Origin of the sequence: Microbacterium sp. NPDC089698 (assembly GCF_044749045.1) — a bacterium.
GTDB lineage: Bacteria > Actinomycetota > Actinomycetes > Actinomycetales > Microbacteriaceae > Microbacterium.
Window position 1 is genome coordinate 24,832 of the sequence record NZ_JBIVHE010000007.1, and the last position, 13,370, is coordinate 38,201.

The following is a 13,370-nucleotide window of genomic DNA, read 5'->3' on the forward strand; positions in this document are numbered from 1 at the left end:
TGCGGCTCAGCTCTCGCGCAGGCGCACGAGCCGCTCGTGGCCCGATTCCTCGAGTTCGGCGATGTCGGCCCGCGACTTCAGGAAGGCGTTGAACGAGCGGTAGCCGAGCGCCTTCTCGCTGAACGAGGGATCCATCCGTCGGATCTGCGTCTTCACCGCCGAGCTGTGCAGCCACTCGTCGCCGTCGCTCTTGTCGTGACCGAGCCGCAGCGCGCGCACGAGCGTGGCGGTCGCCTGCTCCTGATCGGACGTGCTGGGCTCGTCCTTCTCCGCGGTCGCGCGGGACTGCTTGCGCGCTCCCTGGGGCTGCTTCGCGGTCGTCTTCTTCGGCGCCGCCTCGGCCTGGGGCGCCGGTGCGGCCGCGCGCTCGACGCCGGGCAGCGAGTCGTACGCCTCGAACTCGTCGCACGCGGCGGCGAGCGACTTCGCGGTGGAGCCCGCGACGCCCACGCCGATCACGTACCGGCCGAGCCGCTTGCAGCGCTGGGCGAGCGGCACGTAATCGCTGTCGCCCGCGACGATGACGACGTGGGTGAGGTCGGGCAGGCGGAACATGTCCTCGACCGTGTCGACGGCGAGGCGGATGTCCGCGCCGTTCTTCGCATACGCCGCCGCCGGGAAGAGCTGCACGAGATCGACGGCCCGCGCCACCAGCTGGGAGCGGTACTCGGCGTTGACCGGGGAGGACCAGTCCGCGTACGCCCGGGTGAGCACGAGCGTGCCGAACGAGGAGGCGTAGTCGATGATCGCGCCGACGTCGATCATCGCGCCCTTGAGCCGCTCCGCGACCTCGGCGTCGGCGGGGTTGTCCTGGATCCGCTGGCGGTCCTTGCTGTACGCGTTGCGTCCGTGCACGCGGTCGTACCAGGAGATGACGATGTTGTCGAAGTCCAGGTAGACGGCGACGCGGGTGTCCTGCGGCTCGGCCATGGGTTCTCCTCCGGAGTCGGTCAGTCGGTCAGACGGTCTCGTTCGGGTAGCGGACCCCGATCTGCGCGCGGATCTCATCGAGCACGCCCATGATCGCGACCGACTCCGCCACCGGGAGCAGATCGCTGTCCAGGGATCCGTCGGCGACGTAGCGCTCGGCCGCGATCGCCTCGTACTGCATCCCTCGCCCCTCGCCCTCGGCGGGCCGCGCGGAGAACTCCTCCAGGACGACGCCCTCGGGGTCGATCACCCGCAGCACGGAGGGCGACCACCACCAGCGTTCGATCTCCACGCGCGCCTTCGTGCCGAGCACCACCGCGGTGTTCGGCCCGGCGGTGCGGGAGGAGGAGAACGTGGTCGAGATCGCCCCGCTCTCGTGCGTCATGACGGTCGCGACCTCGGCGTCGGCCCCGGTCTCGAGGAGGCGGGCGACCGCCTTGACCTCGGTCGGCACGCCCAGCACGCCGATGACGAAGGAGATCGGGTAGATGGCCAGATCCAGCAGCGCTCCGCCGCCCAGTTCGAGCGCGTTCAGACGGTGGGCGGGATCCGTCGGCAGCGTCTGCGTGTGATCCGCGGAGACGGTGCGGATCTCGCCCAGGGTGCCGGCCGCGATGATCTCGCGCAGCCGTGCCATGTGCGGCAGGTAGCGCGTCCACATCGCCTCCATGACGAGCAGGCCCTTCTCGCGGCCGAGCTCGGCGAGGTCTTGCGCCTCGGCGCGGTTGAGCGTGAACGCCTTCTCCACGAGCACGTGCTTGCCGTGCTCGAGAGCGAGACGCGCGTCGGCGTGATGCATCGGGTGCGGGGTGGCGACGTACACGATGTCGACCTCGGGATCCGCCACGAGCGCCTCGTACGAGCCGTGCGCCCGGGCGATGCCGTAGCGCGCGGCGAACGCGTCGGCGGAGTCCTGGGACCGGGATCCGACGGCGACGAGGTCGAGACCCGCGGTGCGCAGGTCGGCGGCGAAGGCGGCGGCGATGCCGCCCGTGGCGAGGATGCCCCAGCGAAGTCCGGTCATGGGATCCAGCGTACGGGCTTCCACCCCTCGAGTCGTCCCCGCCAGCGGACGCCAGGGGGTGCGGTGGCGGGGACGAGGCGAAGGTGGAGTGACCACAGGGTGGGGCGAGTTGAGAGGATGGGGGCATGGCTGACCTCATCACCGCTGCCGAGCTCGGCGCCCTCCTCGATGCGGGGGCGGATCTGCGCATCCTCGACGTGCGCTATCGCCTCGGATTCACCGACGGGCACGAGAACTACCTCGCCGGTCACCTCCCCGGCGCCGTCTTCGCCGACCTGGAGGCCGAGCTCGCCGGCCACGGCGCGCCCTCGGCCGGGCGCCACCCGCTTCCCTCCGACGAGGACCTCGAGCAGGCCGCCCGGCGATGGGGGATCCACCAGGGGCAGGGCGTCGTGGTCTACGACGACTCGCGCTCACTGCCGGCCTCGCGCGCCTGGTGGGCGCTGCGCCGCGCCGGCGTGGCAGAGGTGCGGGTCCTCGACGGCGGGCTCGGCGCCTGGCGCGAGGCCGGGGGAGCCGTCGAACAGGGCGAGATCGTGCCGCCTCTCGGCGACGTCGTGCTCGGCCGCCCAGGGACGGCCGACGTGCTCAGCACCGACGAGGTGGCCGACTGGACCGGGGTCCTGCTGGACGCGCGGGCGCCGGAGCGGTTCCGCGGCGAGACGGAGCCCATCGACCCGGTCGCCGGGCACATCCCCGGCGCACGCAACCTGCCGATCGTGGATCTGCTCACGGCGGACGGGCGCTTCCGCAGCCCCTCCGAGATCGTGGCCGCCTTCGAGGCCGTCGGCGCCGGCGAGGAGGTGCCGATCGCGGCGTACTGCGGATCGGGGGTGACCGCCGCGCAGCTCGCGCTGGCCGGCTCGCTCATCGGCCGCGAGGTGACCGTGTACCCCGGATCCTGGAGCGCCTGGTCGAACACCCCGGGCCGCCCGATCGAGGTCGGACCGGTGCCCGAGGAGGCGGATCCGCTGGAGGATTGATCCCGGGGCGTGCGGCACGAGGCCCGAGGTCAGAGCGCCTCGATGACCTCGCGGAGCACGTCGGGGTCGTACCAGGCGATCTCGCCGCCGGCGAGGGCGTGATAGCGCTCGTGGCCCTTGCCGAGGATCACCACGGTGTCCTCCGGACGCGCCATCCGCACGGCCGCGGCCATCGCCTCGCGGCGGTCGGCGATCTCCGTGATCTCGACCGTGCTCGAGCGCGCGCCGTCGATGAGCGAGGCGCGGATCTCGGCGGGGTCGTCGTCGTAGGGGTTGTCGTCCGTGATGACCAGCACGTCGGCGAACATCGCGGCGAAGCGCCCCATCATGCGGCGCTTGGCCGTGTCGCGGTGGCCGTTCGCGCCGAGAACCGCGATCAGGCGGCCCTCGGGCGTCGTGGTCCTGATGGCCCGGAGCGCGGCATTGATGGCCTCGGGCTTGTGCGCGGAGTCGACGATCGCGGTGAAGGGCTGCCCGAAGTCGAAGCGCTGCAGGCGCCCCTCGACGCTCGGCAGGGCGGCGACGCCGGGGGCGAGGCCGGCGAGGTCGCGGCCCGACTCGGTGAGCGCGGCGACGGCGGCCAGGATGTTGTTCACGTTGAACGCGCCGGTCAGCTGGGTCGTGAACCGCACGCGCTCGCCGTCGGGGGAGCGGACCGTGAACGAGGATCCGTGCGCCCGCAACTCGACGTCCTCCGCGCGCCAGTCGGCGGACTCGGATCCGCTCGCCGACGTCGTGCGCACGGGCACCGTCGCCTGGGCGGCGAGGACGCGGCCCCAGTGCGAGTCGATGTCGACGATGCCGATCTTCGCGTGCTCCGGCGTGAGCAGCAGCGCCTTGGCGGCGAAGTAGTCGGCCTGCGTCGGGTGGTAGTCGCGGTGATCGTGACCGAGGTTCAGGAAGATTCCCGCATCGAAGGCGAAGCCGTCCACGCGGCCCAGGGTGAGGGCGTGGCTGGAGGCCTCGACGGCGACCGTGCCGAGCTTCTGCTCGCGCATGACCGCGAAGAGCGCCTGCAGCTCGGGAGCCTCCGGCGTCGTCAGCACGGGCGGGAAGAAGTCGTCGCCCACGGTGGTGCCGATGGATCCGATCGTGCCGGACTGCTGCATGCCCGCGGCGGCCGCCACGTAGAACGCGGTCGTGGTCTTGCCCTGCGTGCCGGTGATGCCGATCGAGGTCATCGACGCCACCGGGTCGCGGTACAGGAACGCGGAGGCGGGGCCTGCGGCGAGGCGCGGATCCTCGACGACGACCGTCGGCACGTCCGAGGGCACGAGGGCGGCGCCCTCGGCATCGGTGAGGACGGCGGTCGCGCCGGCCTCCACGGCCTTCGCGGCGAAGCGGGCGCCGTGCGAGTTCGCCCCGCGGACGCCGAGGAACAGGTCGCCGGCGCGGACGTGGTCGGTGCCCAGCGCGACGCCGGTGATCGCGACGTCGGCGCGCTCGGGAGCGGCGACGTCGAGGCGTGCCGCGAGGTCGCCGAGGGTGGCGCGGAAGGTCTCGACAGGGCGGGAATCCAGGCGCGGGGCGGGGTAGTTCGACACGGAGGGCATGACCGTCCGAGTCTACCGGGGCGCGGGACGGATCCCTTCGAGAGCCGGGACCGCGATGCGCTACGGCGCCCGCATGAACTCCTCGGCCGCGCGCACCTGCTCGTCGCTCGGACGGATCCCCGTGTACAGCACGAACTGCTCGAGCGCCTGCAGGGTCGCCACGGCGGAGCCCGTGATCACGGTCTTGCCCGCGTCACGACCCGCACGCACGAGCGGCGTCTCGGCGGGGAGGGCCACGACGTCGAAGACCACGGCGGCGTCGTCGATCGCCGCGGGAGGGAAGGACAGCGCCTCCGCCTCGGCGCCGCCGGCCATGCCGATCGGGGTCACGTTCACGAGCACGTCCGCGGTGCGCTCCGCCACGTCCGCGGCCCAGGCGAAGCCGTAGAGCCCGGCGAGCGCTCGGCCGACCTCCTCATTGCGGGCCACGATCGTGACGTCTGCGAAGCCCGCATCCCGGAACGCGGCCGCGGTCGCCTTGGCCATCCCGCCGGATCCGCGCAGCAGCACGGACGACGCCGGATCCAGCGCGTGGCGCGCGATGAGCTGCGCGATCGCCGAGTAGTCGGTGTTGTAGGCGGTGAGCACGCCGTCGTCGTTCACGATCGTGTTGACCGAGTCGATCGCGGTGGCCGACGGATCCATCCGGTCGACGAGCGCGATCACGTCCTCCTTGTAGGGCATCGAGATCGCGCAGCCGCGGATCCCGAGACCCCGCACCCCGGCGATCGCTTGGGCGAGATCCGTCGGGGCGAAGGCCTTGTAGATCCAGTTCAGTCCGAGCGCCTCATAGAGGTGGTTGTGGAAGCGGGTGCCGTTGTTGCTCGGTCGCGCGGAGAGCGAGATGCACAGCGTCATGTCTTTGTTCAGGATCGGCACCGGATCAGATTACCGAGCGCACCTGTCTCGAACTCAGACCGCGGCGAACTCCGGCGCCGCGGCGGTCTCCGTGGCCGCGGTCGCGAGGGCGAGGGCCTGTTCGAGGTCGGCGAGGACGTCGGCGGGGTCCTCGATGCCGATCGACAGGCGGACCGTCGTCGCGCCGATGCCGGCGGCGGCACGCTGCGCGGAGTTCAGGTGCGAGTGCGTCATCGATGCGGGGTGCGAGACGAGCGACCGGGCGTCGCCGATGTTCGCGACGAGGCGCACGACCCTCAAGCCGTCCACGAACCGCTCCACGCGCTCCTGATCCCGGGTTTCGTCGCCGGTGGAGACCAGGTCGATCGAGAAGACCGAGGGGATCCCGCGGGGGAGATAGCGCGCGGCGAGGTCGTGCCACGGGTTGCCGGCGAGGCCGGGGTGGTGCACGGCGGAGACCGCGGGGTGCGCGGCGAGGGCCTCGGCGATCGCCTGGGCCGACGCGCTCTGCCGGGAGACGCGCAGATCGAGCGTCTCGATGCCCTGCAGGATCTGGTGCGCGTTGAACGGCGAGAGGGAGGGGCCGAGGTCGTGCACGTACTTGGCCTTCACGAGTGCCCCGAATGCGAAGCCCTGCCCGAACCGCTCCCAGAGCGACTGCGGGCCGAACCGGTCGTGCACGGCGGTGAACTGCGGCCAGCGCGCGGGGTCGGCGCCGAAATCGAAGGATCCGAGGTCGACCGCGACGCCGCCGAGAGAGGTGCCATGGCCGCTCAGGAACTTCGTGGCGGAGTGCACGACGAAGTCGGCGCCGTGCTCGCCGGGGCGGATCAGGTACGGGGTGCCGACCGTGCTGTCGATCACGAGGGGGACGCCCGCGGCGTGCGCGATGTCGGCGACCGTGCGGATGTCGAGAACCTGGGCGAGCGGGTTCGCGACGGACTCCGCGAAGAACAGCCGGGTGCGCTCGTTCGCCGCCGCGCGCCAGGCCTTTGGGTCGTCCTGGTCGACGAAGGTCACTGTGATGCCGAAGTCGTCGAGGGTGTCCTGCAGCAGGTCGACCGTGCCGCCGTAGAGCCGGTCGGCGGCGACGACATGACCGCCACGGCCTGCGAGCGCGAGGATCGTGACGGCGACCGCGGCCTGACCGCTGGCGACGGCGACCGCGGAGACACCGCCCTCGAGCGCGGTGACGCGCTCCTCGAGAAGCTGCTGCGTGGGGCTGGCGTTGCGGCTGTAGATGTTGCCCGCGCGGCGCAGTGCGAACAGGTCGCGCGCCTCGGCCAGCGAGCCGAACTCGTAGGCGGCGGACTGGTACAGCGGGGGCACCGCCGTGTTCTGCGGCGTTCCCGCGACATACGCCGCCTGCACCTGCTTCGTCGCGAAACGGGTGTCGGGGGCGGAGGCGGCGGGAACGGTCACGCACCCATCCTCGGGCGCGCGGGCCCGATCCGCCGGGATGTTTCCGTCTGTTGCGGATCCGGCCGGGTCAGGGGCGCAGGACGATCTTGCCGCGCGCGGCGTGCGTCTCGATGAGGCGGTGCGCCTCGGCGGCCTCGGCGAGGGGCAGCTCGGGACCGAACTCGATCGAGAAGCGGCCCCCGGCGATGAGCCCGAGCGCCACGGGCACGGCCTCGGCGCGCCAGGCGAGCTCCTGTACCGTCAGAGGCACGGGGCTTCCGCCGCTGAAGGCGCGGATGCCGAACGACGCCGCATCGGGGCCGCGCACGATCGTGGCGATCCGGTCGCGGTCGGCGACGAGCGCGAGGGAGGCCGCGATGGCCTCGTCGGTGCCGGCGCCGTCGAGCGCCGCAGTGATCTCGCGATCGCCGGCGGCGTCACGGATCCGCTGCTCGAGGCCCTCGCCGTAGACGACGGGGTTCGCGCCCAGCGCGCGCAGGCGCTCCTGCGACGACGCCCCGCCGGTGGCGATGACCTCGGCGCCCCACGCGACGGCGAACTGGATCGCCGCCTGTCCGACGGCCCCGGATCCGGCGTGCAGGAGCAGCAGGTCGCCCTCGCCGACGCCGAGCGAGCGCAGTGACTGGTAGGCGGTGCCGGCGGGGATCCCGAGCGCGGCGCCCTGGGCGGCGTCGACCTCTTCCGGCATGACGGAGGCGTGCGCGGCCGGCACCGCGAGCGCGGTCGCATACGTGCCGCGGGTGTCCCGGATGGCGACGCGATCGCCGACCCGCAGGTCGGTGACGCCGGATCCGATCGCGGTCACGACGCCCGCTCCGTCGAAGCCCTGGTGCCGCGGCTCCGTGATCGGAGGGAGCGGGCGGAAGCCGCTGCGCTGCTTGACGTCGATCGGGTTCACGCCGGCCGCCTCGATGCGCACGACGACCTCGCCGGCCGCGGGGACCGGATCCGGCACCTCCACGAGGGTGAGGACCTCGGGTCCGCCGGTCTCGGTCTGCACGATCGCCTGAGCCATGGCACCAGGCTACGTCGGGTCGGAGGGGGTGAGGCCTGTGTGCGGCTCGGCACGGGGTGGGGTGGGGCGTGTGGGGCGGGGCTTGCGGGGTGGGGCCGTGGCCGTGTCCCAGTTCTGGCTCTGCCTGGAGGACCGTGTCCCACATCTGGCTCTGGATCGGGGGATTCGGGGCCAGAAATGGGACATGAGACAGCCCGATGTGGGACATGGCATGGCCCAACGCGGTACACGGCGCTGGTTGGAGGGGCGTGTCCCCGTTCTGGGCCGCCCGGTGTGGGACACGGCACGGCCCGAAGTGGGACACGGCAAGGCTGGAGGGCCGTGTCCCGTTTCTGGCTCGGCGCTCTGGCATGTGCCGACGCCGTGTCCCACTTCTGGCCCTGGATCCGGGGATTTCGGGGCCGAAAGTGGGACACGGTACTGCCGGAACCGGGACAGGGTACTGCCGGAACCGGGACAGGGCACGGCCGGACCGGGACACGGCGTGGGCGGGCCGCCCCGCCAGGGCAGCGACGGAGACTCGCGTGGGACTACTTCTCGGCGAGGGCCTTCAGGATGCGCTGGGGGGAGACGGGCTGTGCGGTGCCGAGGCGCTGGGCGAACAGGCTCACGCGGTACTCCTCGAGCAGCCAGCGCACCTCGACGAGCCGGGCGTCGGATCCGGCGGGCAGCGGGATCGTGCCCCCGGCATCGGCGTAGGCCTGGGCCATGCGCTCGTACTCGCTCTGCCGGGTGCGGTCCTTGCCCGGGGCGTCGGTGAGGGTGCGCAGACGATCCAGGATGCCGTCGAGGTAGCGCGGGAACTGGGCCAGGCGCTCGGCGCCCGCGCCCGAGATGAAGCCGTTCGGCAGCAGGCCGGCGAGCTGGCCGCGGATGTCGCCCAGGGGTGCGAGCAGCGCGAGCGAGTTCTGGCCCTTCATCCCGCGCTCGACCTCGCGCGCCTTCGTGAGGATCTTCGCGACGAGCGAAACGAGCGCGAACAGCTCGTCCACGACGATCGCGGAGACGCCGTCGCGCACGCGGGCGAACTCGGCCTCGGTGCGCACGATCCCCAGGGCCGTCGAACTCGTCGAAGGGCCGGTCAGACGGTCGATCGCCGCCCGCGCCACGGCCCTGCGCGCATCCTCGATGAGGGCGGCGACGTTCGGATAGGGCGAGGCGGCGAGCGCCAGCTTCTCCGGGCTCGTCAGATGCTGCTGCACGTACGACGCGGGGGAGGGGATCCCGAGCAGCACCAGCCGCAGCACGCCGTCGCGGGTCGCCGCGAGGGCCGCCTCGGCCGTCGCCTCGACCCGGAGTGCGACGGACTTGCCCTGGTCCACGAGCGCGGGATAGCCGCGCACCACGCCGCCGGCCACCCGGGTGTCCAGCACCTCCGGCAGCTCGCCGAGGTCCCAGGTCGTGATGCCGTCGCGCTGAGCGAGGGCAGGGGCAGGGGAGGCCGCCGCCACCGCCGCGGCGCCGCGCCCTCGCGCGGGACGGGCGGGTTCCGGGCCGCGCTCGATCGAGCGGGCGACGCTCGCGCGCGAGCGATCCGCGAGCTCGCGCTGCAACAGCACGAGATCCCGGCCGGATCCGACCACGCGCCCGCGCTCGTCGACCGCGCGGAAGTTCATCCGCAGATGGGGGGACACGCGCTCCAGGTCGAAGTCGGCGGCGGACATGGGCTGGTTCGCGAGGGGCTGGATGAGGCGGGCGAGCGCCTCGCGCAGGCTCCGTCCGGGCAGGCCCTGATGCGCCTCCGGCCCCTCGGCGGAGAGCTCCGCGCCGAACTTCTCGGCCCAGTCCGCGGCGGGCACCACATGCCGGCGGATCGCCTTCGGCAGCGCGCGCAGCAGCGCGGTCACCAGTTCGGCGCGAAGACCCGGCACCTGCCAGTCGAACCCGGCGTCCTGCACCTGCTGCAGCAGGGCGAGCGGGATCACGACGCTCACGCCGTCGTCCGAGGCGCCCGGCTCGAAGCGGTACGCGAGGCCGAGCACCTGATCCGCCTGCGTCCAGCGCGTGGGGAAGTCCTGCTGATCCGCGCGCTCGTCATCGTCGATCAGATCCGCTTCGCGCATCACCAGCAGCTTCGGCGTCGTCGCGAGAGCGTCGCGCCACCACGCCTCGAAGGAGCGCACGTCGAACACGTCTTTCGGGATGCGCTGATCGTAGAACCGGAACACGGCCTCGTCGCCGACGAGGATGTCCCGGCGGCGCTCGCGCTCCTCGAGCTTCTCCAGACGGCGGCGCAGCTCGGCGTTGCTGCGCCAGAACGCGGAGACGCGCTTGTCGATCCGGCCCGGATCCCACTCACCCTCGACGAGCGCATGCCGCAGGAAGAGCTCGCGCGCGGCGGGGCGGTCGATGCGGGCGAACTGCACGCGTCGGCGCGTCACGATCTCGACGCCGAACAGCGTGACCTTCTCGAAGGCGACGGCTGCCCCGGACTCCTTGGACCAGTGCGGTTCGGAGATCTGACGCTTGGCGAGGTCTCCCGCGAGCGCCTCCGCCCAGGCCGGGTCGATCGCCGCGGCCGTGCGTGCGAACGTGCGCGAGGTCTCCACGATCTCCGCCGCCATGACGGCGCGCGGCGCCCCGGTCCCTGAGCCCCTCGAAGGGCGCAGCGCGGAGCCGGGGAAGAGCGAGAACCGGATCCCGCGGGCCCCGCGGTACTCCGCGATGCGGCGCTTCTGGTCCTTCTGTCCGCCCTTCGTCGGTGGGCCCTTCGTGAGGTTGCGCTCGTCGAGGATCCCGATCTGGCTGAGCAGCCCCGCGAGGAGAGCCCGGTGCACCGCATCCGGATCCGCGGCCTCCGTCGAAGCGTCGCGACCCGTCTTCACGAGCGTGCGCAGCTGCCGGTGCACGTCGAACCACTCGCGCACCCGCACGTAGTTCAGGTGCTCCGAGCGGCAGAGCCGGCGGAACGCGCTGGACCCGAGCTCCTTCTGCTGCTCGCGGAGGTGGTTCCACAGGTTCAGGATCGACAGGAAGTCGCTCGTCGGATCCGCGAACCGCGCGTGCATCCGCTCCGCCTCGTCGCGTACGCCCTGCGGCGCATCGGCCGACGGGCGCTCGCGCACATCCTGGATCGACAGCCCCGCCACGATCGCGAGAACCGGTCCGATGACGCCGGCGGCAGAGCCCGCCGCGGTCCCCGAGCCCGTCGAAGGGCGGCTCGCCTCGACGAGCATGCGGGCGAAGCGCGGGTCGATCGGCATCCGCGCGATGTCGCGCCCGATCCGGGTGAGGCGCGGGGCCTCTGAGCCGGTCCCCGCGGAAGGGCGGCCCGGCTGCACGGCGCCGAGCTCGACCAGCAAGTCGATCGCCGACTTCACGTCGCGGGACTCCGGGGGAGTGAGGAACGGGAACTCGGCGATGTCGCCGAAGCCCAGGCTCAGCATCTGCAGCACGACCGACGCGAGCGAGGTGCGCAGGATCTCGGGTTCGGTGAACTCGGGCCGCTTCTCGAAGTCGTCCTCGCCGTAGAGGCGGATCGCGATGCCGGCGCTCGTGCGGCCGGCGCGGCCGGAGCGCTGGTTCGCGGACGCCTGCGACACCGCCTCGATCGGCAGCTGCTGCACCTTGGAGCGGTTGCTGTAGCGCGAGATGCGGGCCGTGCCCGTGTCGATCACGTACTTGATGCCGGGGACGGTGAGGCTCGTCTCGGCGACGTTCGTCGCGAGGATCACCCGACGCCGCAGCCCCGCCACGGTCGACGGCTCGAACACCCGGTGCTGCTCGGCGGCGGAGAGGCGCCCGTACAGCGGCAGCACCTCGACCGGCGCCGTCTGGGAGCGGTAGGCGCCGCGGATCGCGTCGGCGGCGTCCCGGATCTCGGCCTCGCCCGGCAAGAACACCAGCACGTCGCCGCGCTCCTCGCGGTCGAGCTCGCGCAGCGCGGTCACGATCGCCGTGACCTCGTCCTCGGGCTCGGCCTTCGCACCCCGGGCGGGCTTCGCCGCCGTGGCCTCTGCCTCCTCCTCGACGAGGGGCCGGTACCGGATCTCGACCGGATAGGTCCGTCCCGAGACCTCGATCACGGGCGCGGGCTCGCCATCGGCATCCGCGAAGTGCTTCGCGAAGCTGTGCGGATCGATGGTCGCCGAAGTGATGACGACCTTGAGGTCGGGGCGCTCGGGGAGGATCCGGTGCAGGTAGCCGAGGAGGAAGTCGACGTTGAGGGAGCGCTCGTGCGCCTCGTCGATGATGATGGCGTCGTAGCGGCGCAGCAGCTGGTCGCGGTGGATCTCGTTGAGCAGGATGCCATCGGTCATGAGCGCGATCCTGGTCTCCTCGGAGACCTGATCCGTGAAGCGCACCTTGTAGCCGACGAGTCCGCCGAGGGGCACCCGCAGCTCCTCGGCCACGCGCTCGGCGATCGTGCGGGCCGCGAGCCGGCGCGGCTGGGTGTGCGCGATGCGCTCCCGGCCGAGCTCGAGCAGGATCTTCGGAAGCTGGGTGGTCTTCCCGGATCCGGTCGCGCCCGCGACGACGACGACCTGATGGTCGCGGATCGCCGCGGCGATCTCGTCGCGCGCGGCACTGACCGGGAGTTCCGGCGGATAGGAGATCACGGGCGCAGACATAGCCCTCCAGCCTATCGCGGGAGCGGCGCCCGTATCGGGTCTTCGTCTCGTCTCGATGAGCCGCGATACTGGGGCATCATGAGCACACCCGTCATCCTCGACTGCGATCCCGGCCACGACGACGTCTTCGCGATCTGGCTCGCCGCCGCGAACCCCGCGATCGATCTGCGGGCCCTCACCACCGTGGGCGGGAACGGACTGCTCGAGTTCACCACGCGCAACGCCCGGATCGCCTGCACGGCCGCGGGCATCGAGGGCGTGCCGATCTCGGCGGGGGCCGCGGGGCCGATCCACGGACGTCTGCACCCCGCGGAGCAGATCCACGGCGCGAACGCGCTCGGCGGTCCTGCGCTGCCGGAGCCGACCGTCCCGGAGGATCCGCGCGATGCGCTGACGCTCATGCGCGCCGTGCTCGAGGAGTCCGAGGAGCCGGTCACGATCGTCGCCACCGGGCCTCTCACCAATGTCGGTCTGCTCGCGCGCGACCACGCGGATCTGCTGCCGCGCATCGCCCGCATCGTCTGGATGGGCGGATCGACCGGTCGCGGCAATGCGACCCCCTACGCCGAGTTCAACGCCTGGACCGATCCCGAGGCGATCGCCCTCGTGCTGGAGAGCGGCGTGGACTTCACGATGGTCGGGCTGAACATCTCCCACCAGGCGCTCATCACGCGAGAGGTGCGGGAGCGGATCCGTCGCATCGGCACCCGCACCGCGGCGTTCGGTGCCGAGCTGCTCGAGTTCTTCTGCGCCACCTACGAGATCGCCGAGCACATGCCGGACGGCCCGCTGCACGACCCGATCACGGTCGCGATGCTCATCGACCCGTCCGTGGCGACGACCGTGAGCGCCCGGCTCGACGTCGAGACCGAGGGCGTCTTCACCCGCGGCGCCACGAGCGTGGATCTCCTCGGCGTGCTCGGCACCGCGCCCAACGCCACGATCGCGATGGATCTCGACGTCGACCGGTTCTGGGCCCTCATCGACGAGGCGGTCGGCACCCTCGCCTGAGAG

The 13,370-nt window shown here is 72.3% G+C and carries 9 protein-coding genes; 2 read left to right on the forward strand and 7 right to left on the reverse strand.

Annotated features, from left to right (window positions below):
* Positions 1-6: 6 nt before the first annotated feature.
* Both ACIPY5_RS17035 and ACIPY5_RS17040 read right to left on the reverse strand, forming a co-directional pair.
* Entirely contained in the window at positions 7-930 is a 924-nt protein-coding gene (locus tag ACIPY5_RS17035) for an NYN domain-containing protein (RefSeq protein WP_309338537.1), read from the reverse strand.
* 28 nt (positions 931-958) lie between these two features.
* The gene (locus ACIPY5_RS17040) at positions 959-1,954 is read right to left on the reverse strand and encodes a Gfo/Idh/MocA family protein (protein WP_400972755.1); all 996 of its coding nucleotides are present in this window, start codon (positions 1,952-1,954) and stop codon (positions 959-961) included.
* A gap of 125 nt (positions 1,955-2,079) precedes the next feature.
* Between ACIPY5_RS17040 and ACIPY5_RS17045 the strand changes: the two genes are divergently transcribed.
* Positions 2,080-2,937 carry a sulfurtransferase gene (locus ACIPY5_RS17045; protein ID WP_400972758.1) on the forward strand — a complete coding sequence of 286 codons (858 nt, stop codon included), beginning with the start codon at positions 2,080-2,082 and terminating at the stop codon, positions 2,935-2,937.
* 29 nt (positions 2,938-2,966) lie between these two features.
* Here ACIPY5_RS17045 and ACIPY5_RS17050 read toward each other — a convergent pair whose 3' ends face one another.
* The 5 genes from ACIPY5_RS17050 to hrpA all read right to left on the reverse strand — a co-directional run bounded on the left by ACIPY5_RS17050 (position 2,967) and on the right by hrpA (position 12,356).
* Positions 2,967-4,490, reverse strand: a complete 1,524-nt coding sequence (locus ACIPY5_RS17050; protein WP_400972761.1) for a UDP-N-acetylmuramoyl-L-alanyl-D-glutamate--2,6-diaminopimelate ligase — start codon at positions 4,488-4,490, stop codon at positions 2,967-2,969.
* Positions 4,491-4,550: 60 nt separating this feature from the next.
* Positions 4,551-5,369: a shikimate 5-dehydrogenase gene (locus ACIPY5_RS17055; protein WP_400972764.1), complete on the reverse strand. Its 819-nt coding sequence runs from the start codon at positions 5,367-5,369 to the stop codon at positions 4,551-4,553.
* Positions 5,370-5,402: 33 nt separating this feature from the next.
* Positions 5,403-6,770 (reverse strand): O-acetylhomoserine aminocarboxypropyltransferase/cysteine synthase family protein, encoded by a 1,368-nt coding sequence (locus tag ACIPY5_RS17060; RefSeq protein ID WP_400972767.1) that lies wholly within the window; start codon positions 6,768-6,770, stop codon positions 5,403-5,405.
* A 67-nt stretch (positions 6,771-6,837) separates the two neighbouring features.
* On the reverse strand, positions 6,838-7,785 hold the full coding sequence (locus ACIPY5_RS17065; RefSeq protein ID WP_400972770.1) for a zinc-binding alcohol dehydrogenase family protein: 948 nt from the start codon (positions 7,783-7,785) through the stop codon (positions 6,838-6,840).
* A 530-nt stretch (positions 7,786-8,315) separates the two neighbouring features.
* Entirely contained in the window at positions 8,316-12,356 is a 4,041-nt protein-coding gene (hrpA, locus tag ACIPY5_RS17070) for an ATP-dependent RNA helicase HrpA (protein ID WP_400972773.1), read from the reverse strand.
* Between the two features lie 78 nt (positions 12,357-12,434).
* Between hrpA and ACIPY5_RS17075 the strand changes: the two genes are divergently transcribed.
* Positions 12,435-13,367, forward strand: a complete 933-nt coding sequence (locus tag ACIPY5_RS17075; protein ID WP_400972776.1) for a nucleoside hydrolase — start codon at positions 12,435-12,437, stop codon at positions 13,365-13,367.
* The last annotated feature ends 3 nt before the right edge of the window (positions 13,368-13,370 follow it).